The sequence below is a fragment of the Burkholderia thailandensis E264 genome, from assembly GCF_000012365.1.
Lineage (GTDB): Bacteria > Pseudomonadota > Gammaproteobacteria > Burkholderiales > Burkholderiaceae > Burkholderia > Burkholderia thailandensis.
Window position 1 is genome coordinate 3,047,032 of sequence record NC_007651.1, and the last position, 25,833, is coordinate 3,072,864.

The following is a 25,833-nucleotide window of genomic DNA, read 5'->3' on the forward strand; positions in this document are numbered from 1 at the left end:
TGGCGCCCGCGCGCGCGTCCGGCGTCCTTAGCGACTGCCGCCGGCCGATTCGCCTGCCGGCTGAGCGCGCGGATCGTAACCGTCGGTGAGCGTGCCGAGGAACGCGATCACGTCCTTGATCTCCGCGTCGGTCATCGCGGGCGGATCGCCGCGCTTGCGGTCGAACGGCGGCTCGTCGTTCAGGTTCTTCCAGTAGCGCTTCGGCAAATCGTCGAACTTCCGGACGACGCCGTGCGTCACCGGATAGAACTTCTCCGGATGCGTGTCGCGCTCGGCGTAGAAGCGCAGCACATCGTCGAGCGAGTGATAGACGCCGTTGTGAAAGAACGTCTTCTTCAGCGCGACGTTGCGCAGCGTCGGCGTGCGGAACAGCCCGCAGAACTCGTCGCGGCCCTTCAGGTCCTGACGCTCGGGCCCGCATGCGCCGAGATCGTAAAACTTCGGATTCCGATTCACTGCGAGCTCGCGATTGCGCGGCACGCCGATCGCGATGAGCCCGAAATCGCTGAACTGCGGAGGCGAGCCGTCGAGCCCGCGACGGCTCACATGGCAGCTCGCGCAGTTGCCCTTCTTCTCGTCGTTGAAAACCTGCAGCCCGTGCAGCTCGGCGCGCGTCAGTCGCGCGCGGCCCGCCAGATACGCGTCGTACTTGCTCGTGTACGGATAGAACACGTCAGGCGCCTGCTCGAACGTGCCGAGCGCCTGCAGCACCGCCTCGAACGTCGCGCGATCGTCGTCGAGCACGCGCGCGCCGAACGCCGCCCGAAACGCGCGAGCGTACGGCGCGGCCCGCACCGCGCGCGCGACCTTCGCGGGCGTGCTGTTCATCTCGAACGGCGACGTGAGCGGCGCGCGCGCCTGCTCCGCGCCGCCGTCGACGCGGCCGTCCCACGTGAGCCCGCCCGTCGGGCCGGCGTCGACGCTCTCGTCGCCCTCGTCGTCCGATTCGTGATAGTGCTCGCTGAACGCCGGCACCTTTTGCAGATACTTGAGCGTCGGCACCGCGCGAAATCCCTGCTGGCGCAGATCGTCGCCGCCGAATTGCGCGGGCAGCGCGTTCGGCGGCCCGAACGCACGCTGCGGGCTGTGGCAAGACGCGCACGCGAGCTTGCCGCTGCCCGACAGCGACGGATCGAGAAACAACTGCCGGCCGAGCGCCGTCATCTGCTTCACCGCCTCGTACACCTGCGCGCGCGTCTGCGGCTGATTGTCGACGACGGCGGGCGCGCTGGCGACGGTGGGCGCGCTCGCCCGTTCGCGGGGCGCGGCGGCGGGTGCGGACGTAGCGGCCGGCCCGTTCGCGTCGCAAGCGGAGATGCCCGTCGCGAGCGTGATCGCCGCGACGGATGCGCCCAACGCGCGCGGCGCGAAGAAGGTCGAACGATTCGGGCAAGCGTGTCGCGGCGGGCGGCGCATCATCGATCCGGCGGTGTCGAGTGAGAAAGGCGCGAGCGTATGTCACCCGCGTGACGGTTCGATGACGGGCAATCGACAGCTTAACGAAAGCGTTACAACATGTTGCTGTCAAACGCTCCTTACACAATCCGCGCAGCCGGCTGTCAATGCGCATTCAGTCGATGCGCCGCTTTTCGCGGCGCGCGCCGGCCGGCCCCTCGATACCTATACGCCTCGTGCGACAAGAGAGATAACGGATGAACAAGCATTGGATTCGCGTGAGCCCGATCGCGCTCGCGGCCGCGATCGGCCTCACCGCGTGCGGCGGGGATGATGTCACGTCTCCCGGCCTGTCAGCAGTCGAGAACGTCGTCGTGATCTACGCGGAGAATCGCAGCTTCGACAACCTGTACGGCAACTTCCCGGGCGCGAACGGCCTGCAGAACGTGACGGCCGCGAGCGCGCCGCAGGTCGACCGCGACGGCACACCGCTCGCGACGCTGCCGAAGATCTGGACCGGCCTGACCGCGGCGGGCGTCACGCCCGCGGTGACGGAGGCGATGACGGCGAATCTGCCGAACGCCCCATTCGCGATCGACGATCCGAACGGCTTCAACACGCCGATGAGCGTGACGACGCGCGACCTCGTTCACCGCTTCTACGAAAACCAGATGCAGATCGACGGCGGCAAGAACGACAAGTACGCCGCCTGGACCGATGCGGGCGGCCTCGTGATGGGCCACTACACCGCCGATCCGTCGAAGCTGCCGCTCTGGAAGCTCGCGCAGCAGTACACGCTCGCCGACAACTTCTTCATGGGCGCATTCGGCGGCTCGTTCCTGAATCACCAGTACCTGATCTGCGCGTGCGCGCCGTTCTATCCGAACGCCGACAAGAGCCCGGCCGCGAGCCAGATCTCAGTCGTCAATCCGGACGGCGTGACGCTCACGACTGCGTCGAACTCGCCCGCCTCCGCGCTGTCGGGCCCGCCGAAGTTCGTAAAGTCGGGCGGCCTCACGCCGGACTTCTATGCGGTCAACACGATGCAGCCGCCGTATCAGCCGAGCGGCAACGCAGCGGCGACGGGCGGCGATCCGAACCTTGCCGATCCGTCGAATCCGTCGACGCTGCCGCCGCAGACGCAGCAGAACATCGGCGATCTGCTGACGAGCGCAGGCGTTTCGTGGGCGTGGTACGCCGGCGCGTGGGGCGCGGCGCTGCAGGCCGCGCAACGCGGCACGTCGGGCGTGATCTACGGCCCGAACATGACCTCGCCGAACTTCCAGCCGCACCATCAGCCGTTCAACTACTACGCGAATCAGGCGCCCGGCAGCACGAACCGCGCGCAGCACCTGCTCGACGCCGGCTCGAACGGCGCCGCCCTGATCCAGGCGATCGACGCGGGCAAGCTGCCGCAGGTCACGTTCTACAAGCCGCAGGGCAACCTGAACGAGCACCCGGGCTACACGGATGTCGCCTCGGGCGATCAGCACATCGCCGATGTGATCGCGCACCTGCAGAAGAGCTCGCAATGGAACAACATGGTCGTGATCGTCACGTACGACGAGAACGGCGGCTTCTGGGATCACGTCGCGCCGCCGAAGGGCGACCGCTGGGGCCCGGGCACGCGCATTCCGGCGTTCGTCATCTCGCCGTTCGCGAAGCGGGGCTTCGTCGACCACACGCAGTACGACACCGCATCGATCCTGCGCTTCATCACGCGCCGCTTCTCGCTGCCGAAGCTCGCGGGCCTCAAGCAGCGCGACGACGCGCTCGTCGCGAACGGCTTCAAGCCGATGGGCGACCTGACGAACGCGCTCACGCTGTCGACGGGCAACTGAGCGCCACACCGACTCACGAACGCGACATCGCTTCTTCGGGCGGCTTCGGCCGCCCTTTTTCATCGCTCGCCCGCGGCGCATGATGCGCGGGCAACGCGCGAACACGCTCGGCCGGCATCGATCGCGAGCACCCGCTCCCTGCGCCCCGGCAAACGTAACGTTCGCGCGCGTCGTTTAGAATGCACGCTGTTTTTTCGACCGCCCCGCATCCCGACGAGACCGCCATGATCATCAAACCGCGCGTACGCGGCTTCATCTGCGTGACCACCCACCCTGCCGGCTGCGCGGCGAGCGTTCGCGAGCAGATCGCGTACGTCGCCGGCCGCGGGCCGATCGAGCGCGGCCCGAAGAAGGTGCTCGTGATCGGCGCGTCGACGGGCTACGGGCTCGCCGCGCGCATCGCGGCCGCATTCGGCGCGGGCGCGGCGACGCTCGGCGTGTTCTTCGAGCGCGCGCCGCTCGACGCGAAGCCCGGCACGGCGGGCTGGTACAACAGCGCGGCGTTCCACGACGAAGCGGCCGCGCTGGGCCTCTACGCGGCGAGCATCAACGGCGACGCGTTCTCCGACGAAATCAAGCAGAAGACGATCGACGCGATCAAGCGCGATCTCGGGCAGGTCGATCTCGTCGTCTACAGTGTCGCCGCGCCGCGCAGGACGCATCCGAAGACGGGCATCACGCATCAGTCGACGCTCAAGCCGATCGGCCAGGCCGTGCGGCTGCGCGGCATCGATACCGACAACGAGGCGATCAAGGAAACGCTGCTGCAGCCGGCGACGCCCGACGAGATCGCGGGCACCGTCGCCGTGATGGGCGGCGAGGACTGGCGCATGTGGATCGACGCGCTCGATGCGGCGGGCGTGCTCGCCGACGGCGCGAAGACGACTGCGTTCACGTATCTCGGCGAGAAGGTCACGCACGACATCTACTGGAACGGCTCGATCGGCGAAGCGAAAAAGGACCTCGACCGCACTGTGCTCGCGCTGCGCGACAAGCTCGCCGCGCGCGGCGGCGACGCGCGCGTGTCGGTGCTGAAGGCGGTCGTCACGCAGGCGAGCTCGGCGATCCCGATGATGCCGCTCTATCTGTCGCTGCTCTTCAAGGTGATGAAGGCGCGCGGCACGCACGAAGGCTGCATCGAGCAGGTCGACGGCCTGTTCCGTGACAGCCTGTACGGCGCGCCCCCGCACGTCGACGCCGAAGGCCGGCTGCGCGCGGACCGGCTCGAGCTCGATCCGGCCGTGCAGGCGCAAGTGCTCGAACTGTGGGATCGGGTGACGGACGACAATCTGTACGCACTCACCGATTTCGCGGGCTACAAGACCGAATTCCTGCGTCTGTTCGGCTTCGAGATCGACGGCGTCGATTACGATGCGCACGTCGATCCGAACATACGGATTCCGAATCTGATCGAGTGACGGGCGACGCGCGCCGCTCAGCAGGACGGCGCCTGCGCCACGATGAAGAGCCGCTTGAACGGAAACAGCGTGCGGCCGTCGTCGCGGCGCGGATAGAGCGCGTGCAGGCGCGGCACGTACAGATCGAGAAAGCGGCCACGCTCGTCGGCCGCGAGTGCGTCGGTGACGATCCGCAGGCCGGACACCTTGATCCAGTCGAACACCGGGTTCTCTCCCTCGACGATCTGCAGGTAGTCGGTGTGCCAGATGTCGAGATGCGCGGCGCGCGGCGCGAGCAGCGAATAGTAGAACTGCGGGCTCTCGACGCGGTTCTTCGCGAGTTCCGCGCGCAACGCGGGCGTGCCGAGCGCGCCGCCGTCCGCGCCGCCCGTCGCGAGCACTTCGTGCATCAGCCGATACCACGGCGTGCCCCACCAGTCCGGCATGTGCAGCGCGAGGCAGCCGCCCGGCCGAAGATGGCGCATCAGCCGCGGCATCAGGATGTCGTGATCGCCGAGGAAATGCAGCACGGCGCTCGCGACGATGAGGTCGGCCGGCTCGTCGGGCGTCCAGTTCCGGATATCGGCTTCGCGCCACGCGATGTCGTGCTCGAGCGTGCGTGCGCGGTCGAGCATTTCGGGCGAACTGTCCACGCCAGCCACCCGCGCGCGCGGCCAGCGCTCGCCGAGCGCGACGGTGCCTTGCCCGGTGCCGCAGCCGAGGTCGTAGACGACGTCCGGCGAAGCGAGCGGAATGCGCTGCAACAGTTCGACGGCGGGCCGCAAACGCAAGCCGGAGAACTGCAGATAGCACTCCGGATCCCAACTGCGATTCGTCAGGCAGCTATCGTGCGGTGCGTAACGGCCGATCGTGGCATCCATGAGGCTTCTCCCCGCGCGCTTCCCGGATCGGACTGCCGCTGGCGCGGCGAAGCACGCATCTCAAGCAGCACTGATTAGCGGATACCCCGCCTCCCATCGCACGGAATATCGAAATTCACGACAGTCCTAAAATAGGAACCGGCCTATTCCTCGTCAAATAAATATATCGCCGCAGAAAATTCCGTTACCCCCGAAAAAATGCATTTGCCACCACGTGCAATTTTCTCGACGAGAAACGTTTCGCTTGGACCGATATCGGCAAACGTTTGAAACACTGCAAATCGACCAGTTGTTCCGGCAATTTCGCCGCCGGATCTTCGCCGAAACCTCGCGGCCCGCGCGGATCATTCAATCCAGAACCAATTCCAGTCGAATTCGATCCGAAATGGCGGGCGAATTTCGTGATCGCCGGCCTCGTTGCCCGCATCGATCGATGGCGAGCAATATCGGCGACGAAAATGGAGAATCGCGCGCGGCGCTCGCGTGAATCGAATCGCCGCCGTCCGTCTCTGCGGCATCGTCGGCCGCGACCGCGGCGTTTCGTCGACGGAAACGATCCGGCGATGGCCGACACACGACGAGACGTCTGCCCCGCGGCACGCCGCACGACGCGTCGCCGCGCATGCCGAGCAGCCGAACGCGCGAGCGATGCGAGTCGGACCGAAGCGCGTCACGCGCCCCTCCGCCGACCACCCCGTCAAACCAACCCGTTCTCCGTCGCGTACATGAACAGATCGACGTCGGACTTCAGCCCGAGCTTGCCCATCGCGTTGTGCTTGTGCGTGCTGACCGTCTTGATGCTGCGGCCATAGCGGTTCGCGATGTCGGTCATCGTCATCCCGGTCGCGCACAGCCGCACGACCTCGATCTCGCGCGGGCTCAGTTGCGGCGGCGCGTCCGTCGCGCGCATCGCGAGCCCGCTCGCGGCGCCCGCGTGCGTGCCGACGAACGCGCGCCCCTGGCACACCGCAGCGACCGCGCGCGGCAGTTCGTCGAGGTCGCCGCGCTTGCTCAGCACCGCGAGCGCGCCCGCCTGGCGCATCGTGTGCATCAGCACCGGATTGTCGAGCATCGTCAGCACGATCACGCGGACCGAAGGATGGCCGTCGCGGATCGCGCTCAGCATCGCGAGGCCGTCCGCGGCCGGCTGCTCGGGCATCGCGAAATCGGTGATGACGATGTCGCAGGGCGTCGCCGCCAGCAGCGCGAGCAGCCCCGCCGGATCATGCGCCTCGCCGACGATCGACACGTCGCCCACGCCCGCCAGCATGTGGCGCACCCCCAACAGCACGAGCGGATGGTCGTCCGCGATCAACACTTGAACGCTCATTTACCTTCCTCCTTTTGGATCGCCGCGATCGCGCGATTGCGCCGGATGCGCAACGCAGCGCAGCAGATGGTTCACCATCGCGAATGTTTCCCGGACCGCGCCGCGAATCGCGCGCGCGTCGCCCGCCGTCAGCAGATGGTGGAATTCGTCGAGCATCGCATCGACGTGCGTCTGCCCGAACAGGCTGTACGTGCCGCGCGCCGTGTGGCACCACGCACGCAGTTCGCGCTCGGACAGGCCGTCGCGCAGATGGCGCGTGAGCGTGTCCCGGTCGCGCTCGAGCGCGCGGCGGCACGCGAGCAGGATCGCGTCGCGCGCCGCGCCGCGCGCGGACGGCGCGCCGAATCCCGCGAGCATGCGCGCCGCGTCGATGCGAGACGGATCGAAGCGCAACGCGGGCGCGGGCTCGATCGCATCGATGAGCGCGCGCTCGAGCGCGTCGAGCGTCGTCGGCTTGCCGATGCAGGACGTCATGCCGGCCGCGACGCAGCGCGCGTGTTCGGCGTCCGACACGAGCGCCGTCACGCCGACAATGGGCGTCGCGCGCACGCGCGCATCCGGATGCGCGCGGATCGCCGCCGTCAGCGCGACGCCGTCCATGCCCGGCATCCGGCAGTCGGTCAGCACGACGTCGAATGCGCTCCGCACGAGCGCGCGCAACGCTTCGTCGCCGCTCGCGACAAGGCGCGCGCGGTGGCCGAGCGCATCGAGCTGATAGCGCAGCACGATGCGGTTCATCTCCTGATCGTCGACGACCAGCACGCGATAGGCGCGCGACTTGCCCTCCGCCGCCATGCGCGCGCCCGCTGCGTCGCGCGCGTCGAGCGCGGCGCGCAGGCTGTCTGCGAACGCGCGCCAGCCGAGCGGATTGCTGCTCAGGCGCACGTGCGCGCCGTCGCCGGTCCAGCCGCCAGGCTGAGGCGCGTCGGTCACGCCGACCCAGCCGACCTGCGGCCGCGAAGCGTCGACGCGCGCGTCGTCACACAGCACCGCATCGACGTGCGCCGCGCCGCGCGCGGCCACCCGCAAGCCGGCCGCGCGCGCATAGGCGGCAAGCGTCGCCGCGAGCGCGCCATCGGCGACGTCGATCGATACGACCCGCCCCGCAAGCGCATCGGGCGCATAGCCGCGCGCAGCGACCGCGCAGCGAATGCGCGCGGTCGCCGTCGTCCCCCTGCCTTCATCACTCGTCAACGTCACGTCGCCTCCCAGCAATCGCGCGAGCTTGCGCGCGATCGCAAGCCCGAGCCCCGTTCCCGATTCCGTGCGCCGTGCGCCGCGCGCCGCGCGCACGAACGGCGTGAAAAGCCGCCTCAACTCGTCGGCGGCAATGCCGATTCCCGTGTCGACGACCGTCGCGACGATCTCGACCGAGCCGTCGACGGCGTCCGTCGCGCGCACGCGCACCGACACGCTGCCGCGCTCCGTGTACTTGATGCCGTTGCCGATCAGGTTGACGAGAATCTGCCGCAGTCGATTGCCGTCCGTCAGCACCGCGGCCGGCACGTTGGCGTCGACGTGCAGCCGGACCCGCAACCCCTTGCGATGCGCTTGCACCGCGAGCATCGCGCTCACGCTGTCGACGAGCTCGCGCACGTCGACGCGCGTCTTCTCGATCGCGAATTGCCCCGCCTCGATGCTCGCGTGATCGAGAATGTCGTTCAGCACGCGCGCGAGCGACTGCCCCGAGTCCTGCACGAGACTCAGCAGCCGCTGCTGCTCCGGCGCGAGCAGCCCCTGCCTCACCAGCTCGACGAGCGCGAGCATGCCGTTCACGGGCGCGCGCAACTCGTGGCTCGCGGTCGCGAGCGAGCCCCGGCTCGCTCTGAGCGCCGCCTGCAGCCGCTTCAGATCGCGGTGCGCCCATCCGTAGCTCAACAGCGCGACGAGCACGTGGCTGCCCCACAGCAATGGGTACACATGCGTCCACTTGCAGGGCCCGGTCGCGGCCAGCATGCCCTCCTGCATCCGATTGGTGACCTGCGACAGCGTCAGGAACGCGAGCGCCGCAGCGGAGATGCACACCAGTATGCGTCGACAGAATTTGCCTCCGCAAAAGCCGTCGCTTTTCATACCTTCATCCCATATGGAACCTCGCCAGAATACGCATCTCTTCCGTTTCCGGGAAAAACCGCACTTCCCTTTCTTGCGGCGTTCCCTTTATGGGTACGGTCGTTTATCCCATCGCACGTGCGCTTTCTCCGATTCTTCGATTCGATGGCGTGCAGTCGCGAACGGCGGCGTCCGCGCTTGAACCGGCCCGCATGCATGCGGGCCGGCCGGCAAGCGAAAGTCGACGATCAACGCATGCGCATCACGATATTCTCGCGCCCGATTTGGCCATTTCGGGCATCGCACCTCGTCAAATCTACGCTTCGTTCGAAAATGAAAATAACTGATCCGGCTTTTCCTCTCACCTCCCGCTCCCCCGTCCGATTCGATTCGCATGGCCGAAACGATTTCAGAAAAACGCCGCTTTTCGGCTAATAGCGCACGTCCACGACCACGCTGTCGGTATACGTGCCGACGGCGGGCGTCGGCTGGTCCGGATAGAGCCGCGCGGTATACGGGAACTGCTGCGCCGAGCGGCCGTCGGCCGCCGCGCCGCTGCCCGCGCGGTTCGCCGACTGTCCCCACGCCGCGCTGCCGCCCGCGCCGAAGATGTCGTACTGCAGCCGGTTCGCGCCGTTCGCCATCTGCCGGCGCCCGCTCGCATGCGGATTCGCGCCGCTGGAGAGGCCCACCGTGTAGACCATCCCCTTCGTGCAGGTGAGCGACACGCTGCCCGTCACCGGCGCGAAGCTCGCGACCGTCGGCGCCGCGCCGAAGCTGACGTCGGGTGCAACGATCACGCAGTCGTTCGTCACGGTGATCGTCACCGGCACGACCGCGGTGCCCGAACCCCGGTCGCGGCCGAGGCAGAGGCCGAGCACGCCGATCCCGCTGCAGTAGTCCCAGTTCCAGGCGATCGTCAGCGTGTCCGTGTACGTGCCCGCCGCGACGTTGCTGCCCTGGATCGTCCGGAAATACATCGGCAGCGTCTGCGCGGGGCCGCCGAAGATTCCGAGCAGGTTCAGCAATTGCCCGCTCGCCCAGTTGTAGGTCACGCCGAGGTCGAGCTTGATCGAATAGTTCTGATCGGCGAACACCGAGTACGGCACGGCATCGCCCGTCGGACCGACGAGCTTGCCGCCGTTCGCCGACGTGATCGCCGCGTTGATCTGGTCGCCGATCACGAACAGGCCGAGCAACGCGCCCGAGCACGACAGGCCGCTGCTCGTCGTCGACGTCGATTGCGGCTGGCTCGCGGCAACGAACGACGTGATCGTGCCGAACGACGCGGGGGCCGCGCTCACGACCGAGCACGACGCGTGCGCGTGCAGCGCGGCAAAGAGACCGAGCGCGAGCGTCGCCGCGGTGCGCACGAAGAATGATCGGAATGGCTTCATCGTTGGATCCTGTCGTTATTCGCCGCACGCGAGCGGGCCGATGCGGCTCATCTGCGCCGCGTCGACGTCCGCGGCGAACGTCGCGTGGCAGATGCGGCCGTCCGGCGTCGTGACGCGCAGGTGATTGACGGCGGACAAGCCTTCGAGATACGTCTCGCCCTGCCAGCCGACGAGCGCGGCCTGGCCGCTCTCCTCGTGCAGCACGCGCGAGCCGATGCCGATCGGCCGGCCCGACGCGTCGACCAGCGCGATCTGCGCGGAGACGATCTTCTGGATCGGGAACGTGACGAGCGCGCCGCGGTGGTCGCGCACCGCGACGCGACGCTCGACGATCGGCACGCGCACGTTGCTCGGCAGATCGAGCGGATCGATCTCGTACTTGCCCGCGTAATAGGACGGCGCCCACGGCACGAGCAGATGGCCGCCGCCGTCGGTCTTGCCGACGAGCTGGTTCTCGTAGCGCACCGGCACGCCTTCGCGGCCTTGCGTGTCGATCAGCACGAACGCGTCGTCGACGCGATTGGCGGGCAGCACCGCGCCGTCCATCACGACGACCGAGCCCTGCACCTCGCCCCAGCGCGCGTAGCCGCGCCCCGCGCCGTAGCCGTACGCGCCGCCCTGCACCTGGACATAGCGGTTGCGCCACGTCGCGTCCGCCTGCTGATAGTGCGCGCCGCCGCCCGCATACGCGAGATTCCAGCCGAAGCCGCCGTCGCTCGGCACGCTGCGGCTGTACTGCACGCGCTCGCTGAAACTGTTGCGCTCGTCGCGCGCGACCGAGCCCGTCACGACGCCCTTGTCGCCGAGCGGCACGATCAGTTGCAATTGCGCGGCGACGCCGTGGTCGCCGATCGTCTTGTTGACCGACGCGTAGAGCGTCGCGCGCCGGAACAGCGGCCGCGTGTACGACAGGTTCGCGATCCGCGTGCGCGTGCCGTCCGCGCCGCGCACGTCGAAATAGCCGGCGCCGAGCGTGCCGCCGATCGCGCCGAGATTGAGCGCGCCCGTCGCCTGCGTGCTGCTGCGCACGAGCCGGTACGTGACGTCCGCCGGCAGATCGTAGACCGACAGATCGCGAAACCCTGCCGTGCGCTGGATTCGCTGCAGCGACACGCTGAACCGCTGCGACGAATAGCCGTAGCCGAATGCGTATTGCCGGCCCGATGTGCCGGCGAGGCTGCTCTGCGTCGCCGCGACGTTGAGCACGCCGAACATGCCGACGCCGACATCGAACCCGAGGCCGCCGAGCGCGAGGCGCTCGCCGCCTTCCGCGTGGCCCTCGATCGTCAGCCAGTCGGCGAGGCCGTAGCGCGCGGTGCCCGACGCCGCGAACTTGCCGTACGAGAACGAGCGGATTCCGTAATCGCGCCGCATCGCGCCGGCCGACAGCGAATAGTCGGAGAGCCCCTTCTGCAGCAGCGTGTTCGCGACGTAGAACGGAATCGTCGTCGCGACCTGACGGCCGAGCGCGTCGGTCGTGACGACGGACGCCTCGCCAGCGCCGTTGATGAACGGCACGTTGTTCATCGTGAACGGGCCGGGGTTCACCTGCCCCGTCGTCGTCTTGCTGCCGTTGATGAAGAGATCGACGGCGGTCGGCACCGCCGCCTGGCCCGAGAACTGCGGCAGCGGATACGTAACGATGTCGGGGCGCACCTTGAAGTCGCGCTCCACCGACACGCCGCCCAGGCGCACCGCGCTCGACCACGGCAACGCGCCCGTGATCACGTCGCCCGCGGTGTACGTGAGCATCCGGTCCTGGTCCGAGTAGCGCCAGGACGTGTCGTAGCGCAGATAGCGGTTGCTCCCGGCACCGCCGACGCCGCCGCCATAATCGCGCCGGTAGACGCCCGTGTTCGTCACGGCGCCCCACTTGTCGAAGAGCCGCTGTTCGGTCCAAGCGGACGTGTAGCTCGTGCCGAGCGTCGGCGAGTTCGTGTACACGTCGTAATTGAACAGGAGCCCGAAGCTCACGGCGGCGGGCGTGCGGTCGTACAGCCGCCGCGAGCCGACCGTCTGCTGCGGCAGCCAGTCGGGCGGCACGCTCAGCTTCAGGCGCTGCTCGCCGCTCTCGTATTCGACTTGCACGCCGTCGAGCTTCGACAGATCGACGAGCGCGTCGGGCTCCGCGCCCGTGCGCACCGACGCCTGCGCGAGGTCGCCCGCGCGCGCGTAGTAGACGCCGTCCCGATAGCGGATCGGCACGATGCGCCCCGTCGACAGCGCGTTGACGACCAGTTCGAGATACAGCGTGCCGTGCGCCGCCGCGCCCCCCCCGGGCGGCGGCGCGCGGCCGAAGCTGTCCGCGAGCGTCATCGGCTCGTTCGCGCGCGCGTCCCCCGCCGCCGCGAACGCGATGCCCACCGTCCACGCCGCCGCGCGCCGTCGCGGCAGCCCTCTCGTTCTGTATTCGTTGTACCGCTTCAAGGCATTTCCCCGTCGCGACATCGTCGCTTGTGTCGTGATGCGGATTACCGGTTCGAAGCGGCGCCGTCCACGTCGATTGCAAGATCGGCCACGCCGTTGACGGTGGCGATCAGCTTGGAATTGGAATTGAGCTTGATGGTCTCGGGCAGCGCCCAGCGCATCTGCGCGCCGGGCAACACGTAGCCGAGCAGGCCGCGCGCGAAATCGGCGCGTGCGCCGTTCGCCTCGAACACCACATGCGTGATCCGCGCATGCACGGGGCCACGGTTGGACACGACGAGCCAGCGCTTGCCGCCGTCGTGCGCGACGCGCCAACGGAGCGCCGGCCGCCCCGCCGCCACCGGATCGCGGCGCTTCTCCGGATTCTCTTTCGTCCACAGGCCGTCGCCGTACACGAAAAGCGGCACCGAATAATGCATCTGGAACTTCACGCCGAGCGCCGTGTCGCCCGCGGACGGCTGCGCGTCGTCGTCCGGCTGCGGGATCTCGTCGATCAGCACGCGGTACGCCTCCTCGCTGCCGGGCGCGGTATCCGCGAGCCGCGTGAGCCGGACCAACTGGCGTTTGCCGGGGGGCACCGTCGCCATCGGCGGGCTGCCCGCGATGCGCTGCTGGTTCTCGTCGTAGACATCCTCGCCGTTCGCCTCGCGCCAGCCGAGCACGCGCACCTGCAGCGTCACCGGCCGGCGATCGCGGTTCTCGAGCCAAAGCGCCGCGGCCCGCTCGCCGCTCTCGATCACGGGATCGATCGGCCAGATCATCACGGACGCCGCCGCTTGCGCGTGCTGCGCGGCGAACGACGCCGCGGCCGCCGCGCCGAGCAACACGCGGCGCAGCACCCGTGCCGCGCGCGCCGGCGCGCCAGGCGGTCTCGAAACTTTCATCACGAATTCCTGATTGATTAATAACTGAGCGTGACCTGCGCGGTGTCGGTATACGTGCCCGCGGGCGCGCCGCCGCCCGGCAGCGTCAGCGCGCCGTAGATCGGCAGCGTGATCGTCCCGGACACGGGCAGCGACACCGCCTGCCCGATCGCGATCGCCTGCGTGCGCCCGGGGTCCGAATACAGTTGGTACGCGACGCGCGCGCCGCCGCTCGACAGGTTGCGCTGCGTGTTGCCCGCGCTCGCGTGAGCGCCGCCGTCGACCGTCATCTTCAGCGTCGAGCCCGGCGAGCATTCGATCTGCAACGCGCCGCCGCCGATCGCGGCCGTCGCCTGCCCTGTCGCGACGGCCGGATGCGCGCCGAAGTCGAGCGTGCCGAAGTTCAGGCCGCTCGTCGGCCCGCCGCCCGCGACGCCGCAGCCCGCGACGATCTGCGCGCTGACCGTGAAGGCCTGGGTTCTGGGCAACAGCGTGTCCGCCCGGCCGGCAGCCGGCCACGCCGCGACGCCCAGCAGGAAAACCACTCGTTGAAAGCTCGACATGACGATCGAAAATCTGGGGGCGCCCCATGGCCCGCTTGCACGCGAACCGCGAGGCGAAACTGAACGGAACCGGCGCGCTCGCTTACCAGCCGAGCGTGACGTTCAGCACGTCGGTGTACGTGCCGGCGGCGAGCGCCGACGGGTTCGTCTTGTTGACGACGCCGTACAGCGGCAGCTCGAACGCGGCGCCCGGCGTCGGTACCGCGACCGATTGAGGCGCGCCCGACACGTACTGCTGCGAATGCCCCGCATCGGCGTAGACCTCGTAAGGCACGAAGCTGCCGCCGTTCGCAAGCGCGCGCGTGCCCATACCGACAGCCGCGCCCTTCGATGCGTTCTGGCCGCCATCGATCGTCACCTGGATCGACGTGACGTCCGGCGAGCACGTCACTTGCGTCGACGTCGTGCCGCCGCCCTTCGCCGCGCTCGTGAGCCGGCCCGTGAAGCCGCTCGGCTGCGTGCCGAAGTCGAGCGTGCCGAAATTCGTCGAGCTGACCGAGCCGCCGCCCGTATCGACCGCACAGCCCGTCGTCAGCACGAGCTGCGTATTGACCGTCCCCGTGAGCGGGCTGGTTTGCGCCTGCACGCCTGCGCAGGCGGACACGCAGGCGAGAGCCGCCCAGACTTTCCAGTGAGCCTTCATGTTGTTTCCTTCCGTGTGGTGAAAAAGATCGGTTGCTGCTTACCTGCCCGGATCACCAGTCGAGCGTGATCCCGAGCAAATCCTCGTAGGTTCCGGAGGGCACCGCGCGCGTCATGCCGTTGACGATGCCGTAAAGCGGCAGCGTCACGTCGTCCCGCCGCCCGTCGACGACGAACGACTGCGGCATGAGCGGCACGTATGGCACGCTGCGCGCCGCATCGCGGTACACGTTGTACGGAATCCGGCCGGCGACGCGCCCGTCCGCGGCGCGCTTGACCAGATAGCGGGTCGACTGATCCCCGTTGCGACCGCTGTCGATCGAGACCAGGAAGCCGTTGACGTCCGGACTGCAGACGACGCGCACCGCGCCGCCGGACGTCGCTCGGCCGTCGGCCGTCAGGTAGTCGGACCAGAGCGGCCCTTGCGTGCCGAAATCCAGCCGGCCCAGATCCACGCCTTCGGCGACGCCCGCGACCTCGCAACCGCGGCTGACCTGCAAATTCACCTGCATAGCGCCGGTCAACTGCCCGGCCGAGACAGTCGCGAAAAACAGCATGAAAGCCGCCCCGCCCACCATCCGCACCACATGCTTGCGCATTTCGCTCTCCACACGATCGCCCGGTGATCTCGTTGTTGTTTTTCGATGGCCCAATCGCCGCGCGCGGCGACCCCGTCGCCTCGCGCGCGCCATGCATGCACCGACGCCCGCCAACCCGCACCGCGATCGCGGCGGACGAGCGCGACCGAACGGCGGCGCATCTCCCGCACCGCCGTCGCGGCATGCAAAGTCGACATTCAGTTTCGGCCGCCCCGGTTTTTAATTGGTTGAGGTCAACTCGATTGGTCTTCTCGAATGCGGTTATTCCAGAATCGCGCCCCGCTTACATCGAAAATATAATTGAATAGATGATGAATGCTCGGCGTAATTGTTACTATCAGAATAATCCGAGTTTCGAAAAATTTTACAATGTTTAAAGATTCCACCGTATGCACGGGGATGCCCGCTCCAAATATGACAGGCATGACGAAAGCGGCCACACGGCCGGCTTCCGCCACCTTGCTCCGAGAAGCCGAGCGGGAAAACAAAACCGGAATTATCGACAGGAAGAGTAGAATTCCGCCATTCTTTCAGCACGATCGATCGAGAATGGCGGGTGGATGAAGACGATCAATTTCGGCACGGCTCGAGCGACCGATCAATCGATTCACGTTGCGCGATCGATATTCTATTTATCGTCACTCGCCCGCATGCGCGCATTTTTATAATGAAATAATATCTCGCGACGCTTGCGCGCTTCGCGATCCCAATCATTCGGTATTCAAACGATTGACGGAGGCGGAATCCGGCGCATTCAGCGCGGGCGAAGACGGGCACGCGCGCCGCCCATCGCCCGCCTCGCTCAACTCGGCTGAAACCTGGGCAATAGCTCCGCGAAGCGATCGGCGAGCGTGCGGCGCGACCGCTTGGGCCAGATCGCCGTCAACGGAAATTCCGGCAGCGCCTGCCCGTCAGCCACCGGGCTGAAGTCGACGCCTTCGAACGTCAGCGTCCGGATCGACGACGGCAGTAGCGACACGCCGCAGCCAGCCGCCACACAGGCGATCACAGTCAGCGTGCGATTGGCGTCCTGGACGACCTCGATCGGGTGCCCCGCCAGCCGGAACGCGCTGAGGATCGCCGCGCGAATCGACGGCAACTGCTCGTGCGGAAACCAGATGAGCCCCGCGCGAGACAGCTCCCGCAGCGTGATCGAGCCGTCCGGCTGCCGCGGAAACGACTTCGGAATCACGGCGATCAGCGGATCGCGCCGGATCAGCTTCTCGTGAACAGGGCCGCCGATCGCGACAGGCGTATGCAGTATGCCGATATCGATCTCGCCTCGCTCGAGCGCGACAACTTGCTCCGCATTGCTCATCTCCCTCATCACGAGATCGACGCGCGGGGACGCCGCGCGCAACGCGCACACCGCGGCAGGCAATGTATCGAACAGTGCGGCCGACACGAAGCCGATGCTGAGCCGCCCGGCGCGCTGCGCGCCGATCTCGCTCGCGCGCCGCGCGGCTGCGTCCATCCGCGCGAGGCTCAGACGAATGTCGTCGACGATCGCTTCGCCCGCCGTCGTCAGCGTCGCGCCGCGCCTCGAACGGTCGAACAGCTTCACGCCGAGCTCGCGCTCCATTTTCGTCAGCGCATGACTGAGCGCGGGCTGCGCGACACCCAGGCGAATCGCCGCGTGAGTGAGACTGCCGGTATCGGCGATGGCCAGGAAATAACGTAGATGCTTGGATTCCATCATTACTCGGTGCAATGAGACTGCTTTTCGACGCTCGCCGCCTCGCCGCCGAATCGGCAAACGGAGCGACGAACGCCAGCCTTCATTCCGCACGCTCTCCCAATCGACGAATTCTTCTCGTGAATTTTGAATTTACCGATCATTCAGCAAAATAGAATTATTTGATGAATCGTTTCAAGTATTCCGCACCTCGCATCGCGCCGAACAAAAATCGCCGCATTTCGGCCGATGCAAACGTTGTCGGCCTTTCCCGCCGGCACATCCGGGCTCGATGCGAAGTCCGCCATCATAATTTTCTTTTATCGATAATGCCCGGTTTCGTGATGCATATGTCGTTTACCCCTCGATAAAATATGACGATATGATGCGGGCTTTTTCTCAACCGCTTATTGCGACATCATTCTGGAGAGCACGAGTGAGCTGGTACAAAGAAATATCGCCCGTAGAAAGACGCACGTTCAAAGGATGTTTTTCCGGCTGGGCACTCGACGGCGTCGATACGCAGATGTTCAGCCTCGTGATTCCCGCGCTGCTCACATCCTGGGGCATCGGCAAGGGGCAGGCGGGGCTGATCGGCGGCGCGACGCTCGCCGCGGGCGCGATCGGCGGCCTGCTCGCCGGCATGATCGCCGATCGCTTCGGCCGCGTGCGCGCGCTGCAGATCACCGTGTGCTGGTTCTCGCTGTTCACGTTCCTCAGCGCATTCGCGCAGAACTTCGAGCAATTGCTGGTGCTGAAAACCCTGCAAGGGATCGGCTTCGGCGGCGAGTGGACGGCAGGCGCCGTGCTGTTGAGCGAAACGGTTCGCGCGCAGCATCGCGGCAAGGCGATGGGAATCGTGCAGAGCGCATGGGGCTTCGGCTGGGGCGGCGCGGTGCTGCTCTACACGCTCGTCTTCTCGTGGCTGCCGCCCGAATGGGCGTGGCGCGCGCTGTTCGCGATCGGCGTGCTGCCCGCGCTGCTCGTGCTGTACATCCGGCGCGCCATTCCCGAGCCGCCGCGCGACGACGCGCGCGCGGCCACGTCGGCTTCATCCACGTCGGCCATGTCGGCCGCGTCGGCACGCTCGTCGGCGAAGGGCATCTTCGATCCGTCGGTGCTCAGGATGACGATCGTCGGCGGCCTGATCGGCGTCGGCGCGCACGGCGGCTATCACGCGATCACGACCTGGCTGCCGACCTACCTGAAGACCGAGCGCCATCTGTCTGTGCTCGGCACGGGCGCGTATCTCGCCGTGATCATCGTCGCATTCATCGTCGGATGCATGACGAGCGCGTACCTGCAGGACCGCATCGGCCGCCGCCGGAACCTGATGCTGTTCGCCGCGTGCTGCGTCGTGACGGTCAACCTGTACGTGCTGCTGCCGCTCAACAACGTCGCGATGCTGCTGCTCGGCTTCCCGCTCGGCTTCTTCGCGGCCGGGATTCCGGCCACGCTCGGCGCGCTCTTCAACGAACTCTATCCGAGGAACGTGCGCGGCCGAGGCGTCGGCTTTTGCTACAACTTCGGCCGCGTCGCCTCGGCGATCTTCCCGGTGCTCGTCGGGCACATGGGCACGTCGATGCCGCTCGGCGTCGCGCTCGGCATCGACGCGGGCATCGCGTACGGGATCGTGTTCGTCGCCGTGTGGTTCCTGCCCGAAACGCGCGCGCGCGACTTCCAGGCGTCGCAACCCGATGTCGAGGTCCGCGAAGCGGCGCTGTAGACGCCGCGCGGCCGATCGGGCGCTCGTCATTTGGTGGATTTCTCATGGATCAGGCATCGAACGATCCGGCAGTCGAAACGACGGGCCGCACCTTCGCCACGCGTGCGCGCGACGCACGCGATCCGCTAGTCGACGCGTGGTACGGCAACGGCGTCGCGCCGATCGAGGCCGTCGATTCACATGCGCACGTGTTTCTGCGCAGCCTGCCGCGCACCCCGAGCGCGCGGCACTCGCCCGAATACGACGCGACGCTCGAATCGTATGTCGCGCATCTGAGCGCGTGCGGCGTCACGCATGCCGTTCTCGTTCAGCCGAGCTTTCTCGGCACCGACAATCACTTCTTCGTCGACGCGCTCGCGCGCTATCCGCAGCGCTTTCGCGGCGTCGCGGTCGTGAATCCGTGCACGGCCGAAGCAGAATTCGCGCGGCTCGAAGCGACGGACGTGGTCGGCATCCGCCTGAATCTGGTCGGCCTGCCGATTCCGGAGTTCGCCGCGCCGCGCTGGCGTGCGCTGCTCGCGCGCGCGAACGCGCTCGGCTGGCATGTCGAGGTGCACCGTCGCGCCGCCGACCTGCCCGCGATCATTCCCGCACTGCTGGATCAATCGTGCCGTGTCGTCGTCGATCATTTCGGGCGGCCGGCGCCGCATCTCGGCACGCGCGACCCCGGCTTCCGGTTTCTGCTGTCGATCGCCGGCACGGGGCAGGTCTGGGTCAAGCTGTCCGCCGCATATCGCAACATCGATTCGGGCGACGGCACCATGTTCGGCACGCGCGCGGCGCGCGCGCTGCTCGGTGCATACCCGCCGAGCAGGCTCGTCTGGGGCAGCGACTGGCCTCATACGCAGCATCGCGACCGGACCGACTACCGGGCGACGCGTTCGGCGCTCGACGACTGGGTGCCCGATCCGTCTCTTCGACGCATCATCCTCTGCGACTCGGCGCGCGCGCTGTATCGCTTCGATCGCTAAACGACTGCGCGATGCATCGACGCGCCGCCTCGTACGCTTCGAGCACACCCGATGTATGTCAAAAATTTATGAATATCTCGGCCCGATCCGCTGGTTCGCGTTGACGCTCGCCGCTAGAATTTCGCCATTCCGATGACGATGATCCGTGCCCGTGTCCGACGGCTTCCGCGCTTGAGTGCATGCTGAGTCTGCACGCCATCGCACGAACACCGGACATCGCCGCGAATTTCGATTTTTCATCCCCGCACGCAGGCCCCGCTCACGCTGCGCCCGCATGCGGAACGCCATCGCTTGACGGCGGATGGCATCGCGATCGATGCCGAAACGGGATCGCGATTTTTCGTTTCACCCGCTGACCGCCGCATCGGTCTTCGCTTCTTCCGATCGGCGGTCGACTTGTCGTCATTCGTCCAACACACAACTCTACATTTGCCGGCCGATACGGGACGCGATCGAATCCCGACAGGCAAGGGAGCATTTTTTCAATGGAAACTTACCTCGACCTTCTGGCGGAACGAGAAGCCCTGATGATCAAGCTGGATGCTGCGCGCACGCAGGCGCGCAGTGCCGCGCTATCCGAAGTGAAACGAATCGTCGAGGAATTCGAACTCACGACGCAGGAAGTGTTCGGTCGCGCGGGCGTGTTGCGTCGTCGCGGCAAGCTCAAGCCGAAGTACCGCGATCCGAAGACCGGTGCGACATGGAACGGCCGCGGCCGCCCGCCTTCGTGGATCGCCGGAAAGGATCGCGCCGCGTTCGTCGCCTGATATCTCCGTGCCGCGTAGCCCGGCGTCAGGCGGCAACGTTTGCGTATCGGCTTCGCTGCGCGCAAGCCATGCATGGTGACAAAGCCCACACCGCTCGCTCGAGCCGTGTGGGCTTTTTCATTGCATTCGGCGCGGCACGCAGCCGCGCGACCGGCGATTCAGCGCGTGTGCGATGCGCGGCCGCACCGTCGTTCCGCCGTCAGAACGACGGATGGCACTCGAAGGCGAGTTGCGCGCGTCCGAGCGAACCGCTACCGCGTTCGACGGATTCGCGCTTCACGCTTGCCTGCATGCCGCGTTGCGCGCAGTAGCTCGTCGCTTCGTTGACGGCCCGTTCATGCGCGCCCGCCCATGACAGCAAAATGCCGCGCGAGCTCGAATCGACCGTGTAGACGTTCGGGTTTTCAGTCGCGCTGATGTTGGATGCGCTAGAACATGCGGCCAACAGCAATGCGCTGACCACGATAGATAAGGATGACGATTTGAGAACGCGTAGTTTCAATTTTGAAAGCGTGCTCTTCGAGCAAACTGGGAACGATGAGACATGCGAAAGTATGCCGCGCTCCGCGCGATAGATCATTCCCGTTACGCTTAACAGTCCGTTTCGCTGATGCAAACAATGCGTGGCGCATAGCGGCGCTTCGTCGGCGCCGGCCGCGCTTCCCCGTCGCGAGCGCGACGCACGCGGGCGTGCGCCGGCGGCGTTGCCGGCTCACGCCCGCCGCTTCGCGATAGTGGGTGCACGCCGGACATCGGCAATTCGACCGGGCACGGCGGCTTGGCTGCTCGCGATGTGGAACGAATCGCACGCTTCGCGCGATGGATTCGCATCGCGCAATCACCGCCGCTCACGACACGCGGATACGGCGCGCTCGACAACTTTGGATTGACGCCACCCGCCATACCCCGCACCTATTGCCGCACGGCATCCTCCCCGGATGCGATGCGGCCCGGCTGGTCCGGATCGATCGATTGAAGCCGAGTCGACACTTCGCACGTCGCCGCGCACGGCTCACCGCACGCGACGCATCGCAATGCAGTGAAGCGATCCGCGCCGCGAAGTGCGAATTCGGTCCGCTGCCGGAAGGCCGGCTCGATGCGACACGCCCAAGGATGGCTCGCCTGTGAACGCGGATGCCTCGGCCCGACGGTCCGATACGTGCGCTCGCCTGACACACCGCGACTCATCGGCTCGCGACAATGCGAATCGCATCAACCGGCGAAACCCGCGACCAGCAACAGATTCGTTCCGCTAATCAACACGAAAAGCGCCCATGCGATGATCTTCGCTCCGCGCCCGATCGTGTAATCGCGCATGACCGATCGATCACCGACTGACCGGATCAGCGGCCACATCGCAAACGGCAATTGCAGGCTCAACAGCACCTGGCTCCAGACCAGCAGCCGCCCGACCGCGCCGTCGCCGAGCCACAGCACGCCGACGAGCGCCGGCATGAGCGCGAGCCCGCGCGTGATCAGCCTGCGTTGGTAACACGGGATCTTCATGCGCAGGAAGCCATCCATGATGACCTGCCCGGCGATCGTGCCGGTCAGCGTCGAGCTCTGGCCCGACGCGAGGAGCGCGATGCCGAGCAGCCACGCGGCCGCGCCGCCGACGATCGGCGTGATCAGCTTGTAGGCCTGCTCGATGTCGACGACGCCAGTCTGACCGCTTGCATGGAACGCCGCGCCGGCCAAGATCAAGATCGCCGCGTTGACGAGCATCGCGACGGCGAGCGATATCCACGTGTCGATGCGAACCATCGCGAGCGTTTCCTTGATTACGTCGCCCACGCCGCCGACGACGCGCCGCGTCTGCACGACAGACGAATGCAGATACAGGTTGTGCGGCATGATGGTCGCACCGACGATGCCCAGCGCGAGCACGACCGCATCCTTGCGGTCGTGGCCCGGCAAGCCGGGCGCAAGGCCATGCAGCACGGCACGCCAATCGGGCGGCACCATCGCGACCTGCGCGACGAAGCAGAACGCCATCGTGCCGATCAGCCCGAGCACGATCGCCTCGACCTGCCTGAACCCCTTGCCCTGCAAACCGAGGACGATCATCGTGTCGAGCGCGGTGAGAACGATGCCCCACGCGAGCGGCACGCCGAGCAGCAGCTTGAACGCCAGCGCGCAGCCGAGCACCTCGGCGATGTCGCACGCGATGATCGATACCTCGGCCGTGACCCACTGCACGATCCGGCCGAACGGCCCGTAACGCTCGTAGCTCGCCTGCGCGAGATCGCGACCGGCGACGAGCCCGAGCCGCGCAGCGAGCATCTGCAGGAAGATCGCGGCGACGCTCGAAAACACGACGACCCACAACAGCGCGTAGCCGAACTGCGAGCCGGCCTGAATGTCGGTCGCCCAATTGCCGGGGTCCATGTAACCGATCGCCACGAGCAGGCCCGGGCCGGCGAAGCGGCGCAGTTTGGCGAGACCGGAGACGCCGGCGTCGATCGTGATGCTGCCTTTGACTTCTGCGGGGCAAAACGGCGCCGTGGGGACGGTGGGGAGCGGCATGGGAGATGTTCGAGGGCCTGTGTGCGTGGCGGTCATTTTACGCATTCGCGACGACCGCCCACCCTGATCGTCAACGCACGTCGAGCGGTAGTGATGCGGGCTTCGCGAAAATGGCACCCCACCGGGAAATTCGCGGGATGGCCGCTTGCCGGCCGGCGCGGGCGCGCGTTGAACCGGCGCACCGGCATGCATTCACGCGTGGGACGGCGTCCGCATGGGTCGCCTGCTTCAAACGCGGCCGTGCTCCGAATAATCGTAAGCGTGTCGGCAGCGCCGTCTTGACGACGGGATCTTGATGTCAGCTGTCGTCGCGGAGTTGATCAGCTATGGCCCACGGCATGAGCTGATCGACACGATTGATTGCGTGATCAGCAATGCGGGCAAGGACGAAGCGCAGATACGCCTCGGGATCGATGCCGTTGAGCTTCGCCGTTCCGATGAGGCTATAGATCGCGGCAGCGCGCTCGCCGCCGGAGTCGGCACCGGCGAACAGGTAATTCCGCCTCCCGATGGCCACTCCACGCAACGCTCGCTCGACCGGCAGGTTATCGATCTCGAGTTGGCCGTCGTCGCAATAGCGTGTGAGCGCTTCCCATCGGTTCAGCGCATAGAGAATCGCCCGACTCGTATCGGATTTCTTTGAGAGTGTCTCCAGCGTGGCGGTGAGCCAGGCGTGAAGCTGACTGAGAAGCGGTCGGGCATGTGCTTCTCGATACGCACGACGCTCGTCGGGCGGTTTGCCGCGTATCGCGTCTTCGATCTTGTACAACGCACCGATACGCTCGAGCGCTTCGGTATTCAATGCGTTCGGGCGCGCAGCGTGTAGCTCATAGAACTGGCGTCGGGCATGCGCCCAGCAGGCAGCTTCCCTCACGCGTCCGGTCTCGTAGATAGCCTGGTAGCCGCCATAGGCGTCCGCTTGCAGCGTGCCGCTGAACGTCTCGAGATGTTGTTGCGGATGGATGCCTTTGCGATCCGGCGTGTAAGCGAACCACACCGCTGGCGGCGTCATATCGGCTGACGATCGATCGTCACGCACATAGACCCACAAGCGGCCAGTCTTCGTCTTGCCGTTGCCCGGTTCGAGCACTGGGACCGGCGTGTCGTCGGCATGCAGCTTCGTCCCGGTCATCACATGACGGCGTAATGCATCGACCAGTGGTTGTAAAAGCGTCGCGCCGTGGCCGACCCACTTCGCGAGCAACGAGCGGTCGAGTTCGACGCCTTCACGCGCATACATGACCGACTGCCGATACAGCGGGATGTGGTCTGCGAACTTCGAGACCAGCACGTGCGCGAGTAGTCCAGGGCCCGCCAGGCCGCGCTCGATGGGACGACTCGGCGCTGCTGCTTGCGCGATGTGATCGCAGCACGCGCAGGCGAACTTGGGCCGCACATGACGGATTACGCGGAAGCTCGCAGGTACATATTCAAGTTGTTCGGAGACGTCTTCGCCTAGCAGCTTGAGCTTGCCGCCGCATTCCGAGCACGTCTCGGTCGATTGCGGCAAGTGCGTTTGCTCTTCACGTGGCAGATGCTCGGGCAGCGGCTTGCGAGGCGACTGTTCCGGCGCGGTACGAGGTGTCTTCGGGATTTCGATCGGAGCCGCGCCTTCGTCCGCTTCGAGTTCTTCCAGACGCAGTTCGAGTTGTTCGATCTGACGATCGAGCTTCTCCGACTTGCGACCGAACTGCATGCGGCGCAGCTTCGCAATCAGCAGCTTCAGATGCTCGATCTCTGCCTTGGCGGTGGCGTTCGCCGCCTTGTGCGATTCGACTACGTCCTCGAGATGCCCAATGCGAGCATCGCGCTCGAGCAGCATGGCTTTGAGCGCTTCGATGTCGTCCGGATAGGCGTTGGCCGCGGTCATGCCGGCAGTTTACGCGGCGGCCGACGGGTTTACAACGCCGATGTCGGCTCGGTCGTTCGTATCGGCTGGCGCCAGTCGATACCTTCGAGCAGCATCGACAGTTGGGCTTGGCTCAGGCAGACAACGCCACCGTCGGCGCGTGGCCAAACGAATCGGCCCCGTTCCAGGCGTTTCATCAGAAGACACATGCCGTCGCCGCTCCACCACAGCACTTTGACCAGATCGCCGCGCTTGCCTCGGAACACGAACACGTGACCGCTGAAGGGATCGCGTTCCAATACGGTCTGGACCTTCGCGGCCAAGCTGTTGAAGCCTGAACGCATATCAGTCACACCCGCGGCCAGCCAGACCTTTGTGCGGCTGGGCAGCCCGATCATGCTGCCGATTCCGGTGTGTTGCGCAACATGCGCAGCACCAGCCGCAACGTGCCCTCGTTGGGCGAGCCCTCGATCCGCACACGAGTGTTACCGACGTTGATCTCTATGGCGCCCATCGCGGCAGCGCCGATCACCGGCGTCGGCGCCACGGTCGCAGTCGGTCGCTCGATCTGTGGCGCTGGCGCTTCCAATGTGACCGGCAAAAATCCCACAGAATCGTATTCGCCGGCACGCAACGCGCGACGCCATTTGAATAACAAGTTCGTGTTCACCCCGTGTTCCATCGCCAGCCGCGCTACGGATACGCCCGGTTCGCAGGCCAGCTTGGCGAGTTTCCGTCGAAATTCGACGGGGTGATTAGGAATGCCTTTGCGTGAAGTTCTCTTCGGTGCTTCTGTTGACACTGTGGTCCCCGCTACTCGCCGTGGTGGGGCCTACTCTGGCAACATTCATTCACACCGTCGAGACGGTACCGGCGACTCGCTTACGAAACAGCTTTGGTGCCTTCGGATTCTTGCTCTTCTTGCTCACTGT

At 66.5% G+C, this 25,833-nt stretch carries 23 protein-coding genes; 7 read left to right on the forward strand and 16 right to left on the reverse strand.

Translation table 11 applies throughout. The features are described from left to right. Positions 1-27: 27 nt before the first annotated feature. The gene (locus BTH_RS25815) at positions 28-1,419 is read right to left on the reverse strand and encodes a cytochrome-c peroxidase (RefSeq protein WP_009891714.1); all 1,392 of its coding nucleotides are present in this window, start codon (positions 1,417-1,419) and stop codon (positions 28-30) included. Between the two features lie 233 nt (positions 1,420-1,652). Here BTH_RS25815 and BTH_RS25820 point away from each other — a divergent pair, with 233 nt between their 5' ends. Both BTH_RS25820 and fabV read left to right on the forward strand, forming a co-directional pair. After that, positions 1,653-3,236, forward strand: a complete 1,584-nt coding sequence (locus tag BTH_RS25820) for an acid phosphatase (RefSeq protein WP_009891716.1) — start codon at positions 1,653-1,655, stop codon at positions 3,234-3,236. Between the two features lie 224 nt (positions 3,237-3,460). Continuing rightward, complete coding sequence (fabV, locus tag BTH_RS25825; RefSeq protein ID WP_009891718.1) at positions 3,461-4,654, forward strand: enoyl-ACP reductase FabV; 1,194 nt, start codon at positions 3,461-3,463, stop codon at positions 4,652-4,654. Positions 4,655-4,671: 17 nt separating this feature from the next. On the opposite strand, the gene BTH_RS25830 is transcribed toward fabV, so the two are convergent. Beyond that, a complete protein-coding gene (locus tag BTH_RS25830; RefSeq protein WP_009891719.1) occupies positions 4,672-5,514 on the reverse strand; it encodes a methyltransferase domain-containing protein in 843 nt (280 codons plus the stop codon). A gap of 244 nt (positions 5,515-5,758) precedes the next feature. On the opposite strand from BTH_RS25830, the gene BTH_RS34680 reads away from it, so the two are divergent. Next, entirely contained in the window at positions 5,759-6,001 is a 243-nt protein-coding gene (locus BTH_RS34680; protein WP_154660009.1) for a hypothetical protein, read from the forward strand. A gap of 210 nt (positions 6,002-6,211) precedes the next feature. Here the strand turns inward: BTH_RS34680 and BTH_RS25840 are convergent, their stop codons facing one another. Then, positions 6,212-6,844, reverse strand: coding sequence for a response regulator transcription factor (locus BTH_RS25840; protein ID WP_009891722.1), 633 nt, complete (start codon positions 6,842-6,844; stop codon positions 6,212-6,214). Beyond that, a complete protein-coding gene (locus tag BTH_RS25845) occupies positions 6,845-8,917 on the reverse strand; it encodes an ATP-binding protein (RefSeq protein WP_025369426.1) in 2,073 nt (690 codons plus the stop codon). It lies immediately after the preceding gene. An 89-nt stretch (positions 8,918-9,006) separates the two neighbouring features. Here BTH_RS25845 and BTH_RS32185 point away from each other — a divergent pair, with 89 nt between their 5' ends. Beyond that, positions 9,007-9,243 carry a hypothetical protein gene (locus BTH_RS32185; RefSeq protein ID WP_223297061.1) on the forward strand — a complete coding sequence of 79 codons (237 nt, stop codon included), beginning with the start codon at positions 9,007-9,009 and terminating at the stop codon, positions 9,241-9,243. An 84-nt stretch (positions 9,244-9,327) separates the two neighbouring features. Here BTH_RS32185 and BTH_RS25850 read toward each other — a convergent pair whose 3' ends face one another. From BTH_RS25850 to BTH_RS25880, 7 genes are all read right to left on the reverse strand, one after another. Next, on the reverse strand, positions 9,328-10,293 hold the full coding sequence (locus BTH_RS25850; RefSeq protein WP_009891727.1) for a Csu type fimbrial protein: 966 nt from the start codon (positions 10,291-10,293) through the stop codon (positions 9,328-9,330). Between the two features lie 15 nt (positions 10,294-10,308). Then, the gene (locus tag BTH_RS25855) at positions 10,309-12,720 is read right to left on the reverse strand and encodes a fimbria/pilus outer membrane usher protein (protein ID WP_009891728.1); all 2,412 of its coding nucleotides are present in this window, start codon (positions 12,718-12,720) and stop codon (positions 10,309-10,311) included. Between the two features lie 44 nt (positions 12,721-12,764). After that, entirely contained in the window at positions 12,765-13,604 is an 840-nt protein-coding gene (locus tag BTH_RS25860) for a fimbrial biogenesis chaperone (RefSeq protein WP_009891730.1), read from the reverse strand. Between the two features lie 17 nt (positions 13,605-13,621). After that, on the reverse strand, positions 13,622-14,146 hold the full coding sequence (locus tag BTH_RS25865) for a Csu type fimbrial protein (protein ID WP_009891731.1): 525 nt from the start codon (positions 14,144-14,146) through the stop codon (positions 13,622-13,624). An 82-nt stretch (positions 14,147-14,228) separates the two neighbouring features. Further along, complete coding sequence (locus BTH_RS25870) at positions 14,229-14,789, reverse strand: Csu type fimbrial protein (protein ID WP_009891732.1); 561 nt, start codon at positions 14,787-14,789, stop codon at positions 14,229-14,231. 52 nt (positions 14,790-14,841) lie between these two features. Further along, positions 14,842-15,387, reverse strand: a complete 546-nt coding sequence (locus BTH_RS25875; protein WP_025369429.1) for a Csu type fimbrial protein — start codon at positions 15,385-15,387, stop codon at positions 14,842-14,844. 802 nt (positions 15,388-16,189) lie between these two features. Next, positions 16,190-17,083 carry a LysR family transcriptional regulator gene (locus BTH_RS25880; RefSeq protein WP_009891734.1) on the reverse strand — a complete coding sequence of 298 codons (894 nt, stop codon included), beginning with the start codon at positions 17,081-17,083 and terminating at the stop codon, positions 16,190-16,192. A gap of 364 nt (positions 17,084-17,447) precedes the next feature. Between BTH_RS25880 and BTH_RS25885 the strand changes: the two genes are divergently transcribed. From BTH_RS25885 to BTH_RS25895, 3 genes are all read left to right on the forward strand, one after another. Continuing rightward, complete coding sequence (locus tag BTH_RS25885) at positions 17,448-18,788, forward strand: MFS transporter (RefSeq protein ID WP_025369430.1); 1,341 nt, start codon at positions 17,448-17,450, stop codon at positions 18,786-18,788. Positions 18,789-18,832: 44 nt separating this feature from the next. Continuing rightward, a complete protein-coding gene (locus BTH_RS25890) occupies positions 18,833-19,759 on the forward strand; it encodes an amidohydrolase family protein (protein ID WP_009891736.1) in 927 nt (308 codons plus the stop codon). 485 nt (positions 19,760-20,244) lie between these two features. Further along, positions 20,245-20,526, forward strand: coding sequence for an H-NS family nucleoid-associated regulatory protein (locus BTH_RS25895; RefSeq protein ID WP_009891740.1), 282 nt, complete (start codon positions 20,245-20,247; stop codon positions 20,524-20,526). A gap of 199 nt (positions 20,527-20,725) precedes the next feature. On the opposite strand, the gene BTH_RS25900 is transcribed toward BTH_RS25895, so the two are convergent. The 5 genes from BTH_RS25900 to tnpA form a co-directional block, all read right to left on the reverse strand. After that, positions 20,726-20,989, reverse strand: a complete 264-nt coding sequence (locus BTH_RS25900) for a hypothetical protein (protein WP_009891742.1) — start codon at positions 20,987-20,989, stop codon at positions 20,726-20,728. A 749-nt stretch (positions 20,990-21,738) separates the two neighbouring features. Beyond that, on the reverse strand, positions 21,739-23,052 hold the full coding sequence (locus tag BTH_RS25905) for an Nramp family divalent metal transporter (RefSeq protein WP_009891744.1): 1,314 nt from the start codon (positions 23,050-23,052) through the stop codon (positions 21,739-21,741). 298 nt (positions 23,053-23,350) lie between these two features. Continuing rightward, entirely contained in the window at positions 23,351-24,922 is a 1,572-nt protein-coding gene (tnpC, locus tag BTH_RS25910; protein WP_009889500.1) for an IS66 family transposase, read from the reverse strand. A 29-nt stretch (positions 24,923-24,951) separates the two neighbouring features. Further along, complete coding sequence (gene tnpB, locus BTH_RS25915) at positions 24,952-25,299, reverse strand: IS66 family insertion sequence element accessory protein TnpB (RefSeq protein WP_009889515.1); 348 nt, start codon at positions 25,297-25,299, stop codon at positions 24,952-24,954. After that, on the reverse strand, positions 25,296-25,703 hold the full coding sequence (gene tnpA / locus BTH_RS25920) for an IS66-like element accessory protein TnpA (RefSeq protein ID WP_009888727.1): 408 nt from the start codon (positions 25,701-25,703) through the stop codon (positions 25,296-25,298). Before tnpA ends, tnpB begins: the two co-directional genes overlap by 4 nt. Positions 25,704-25,833 lie beyond the last annotated feature (130 nt).

Coding starts and splice junctions, on each gene's coding strand:
- BTH_RS25815 (WP_009891714.1), bottom strand. CDS start 1,419: ATGATGCGCCGCCCGCCGCGACACGCTTGCCCGAATCGTTCGACCTTC.
- BTH_RS25820 (WP_009891716.1), top strand. CDS start 1,653: ATGAACAAGCATTGGATTCGCGTGAGCCCGATCGCGCTCGCGGCCGCG.
- fabV (WP_009891718.1), top strand. CDS start 3,461: ATGATCATCAAACCGCGCGTACGCGGCTTCATCTGCGTGACCACCCAC.
- BTH_RS25830 (WP_009891719.1), bottom strand. CDS start 5,514: ATGGATGCCACGATCGGCCGTTACGCACCGCACGATAGCTGCCTGACG.
- BTH_RS25840 (WP_009891722.1), bottom strand. CDS start 6,844: ATGAGCGTTCAAGTGTTGATCGCGGACGACCATCCGCTCGTGCTGTTG.
- BTH_RS25845 (WP_025369426.1), bottom strand. CDS start 8,917: ATGAAAAGCGACGGCTTTTGCGGAGGCAAATTCTGTCGACGCATACTG.
- BTH_RS32185 (WP_223297061.1), top strand. CDS start 9,007: ATGGGTACGGTCGTTTATCCCATCGCACGTGCGCTTTCTCCGATTCTT.
- BTH_RS25850 (WP_009891727.1), bottom strand. CDS start 10,293: ATGAAGCCATTCCGATCATTCTTCGTGCGCACCGCGGCGACGCTCGCG.
- BTH_RS25860 (WP_009891730.1), bottom strand. CDS start 13,604: ATGAAAGTTTCGAGACCGCCTGGCGCGCCGGCGCGCGCGGCACGGGTG.
- BTH_RS25865 (WP_009891731.1), bottom strand. CDS start 14,146: ATGTCGAGCTTTCAACGAGTGGTTTTCCTGCTGGGCGTCGCGGCGTGG.
- BTH_RS25870 (WP_009891732.1), bottom strand. CDS start 14,789: ATGAAGGCTCACTGGAAAGTCTGGGCGGCTCTCGCCTGCGTGTCCGCC.
- BTH_RS25875 (WP_025369429.1), bottom strand. CDS start 15,387: ATGCGCAAGCATGTGGTGCGGATGGTGGGCGGGGCGGCTTTCATGCTG.
- BTH_RS25880 (WP_009891734.1), bottom strand. CDS start 17,083: ATGGAATCCAAGCATCTACGTTATTTCCTGGCCATCGCCGATACCGGC.
- BTH_RS25885 (WP_025369430.1), top strand. CDS start 17,448: ATGCGGGCTTTTTCTCAACCGCTTATTGCGACATCATTCTGGAGAGCA.
- BTH_RS25890 (WP_009891736.1), top strand. CDS start 18,833: ATGGATCAGGCATCGAACGATCCGGCAGTCGAAACGACGGGCCGCACC.
- BTH_RS25895 (WP_009891740.1), top strand. CDS start 20,245: ATGGAAACTTACCTCGACCTTCTGGCGGAACGAGAAGCCCTGATGATC.
- BTH_RS25905 (WP_009891744.1), bottom strand. CDS start 23,052: ATGCCGCTCCCCACCGTCCCCACGGCGCCGTTTTGCCCCGCAGAAGTC.
- tnpC (WP_009889500.1), bottom strand. CDS start 24,922: ATGACCGCGGCCAACGCCTATCCGGACGACATCGAAGCGCTCAAAGCC.
- tnpB (WP_009889515.1), bottom strand. CDS start 25,299: ATGATCGGGCTGCCCAGCCGCACAAAGGTCTGGCTGGCCGCGGGTGTG.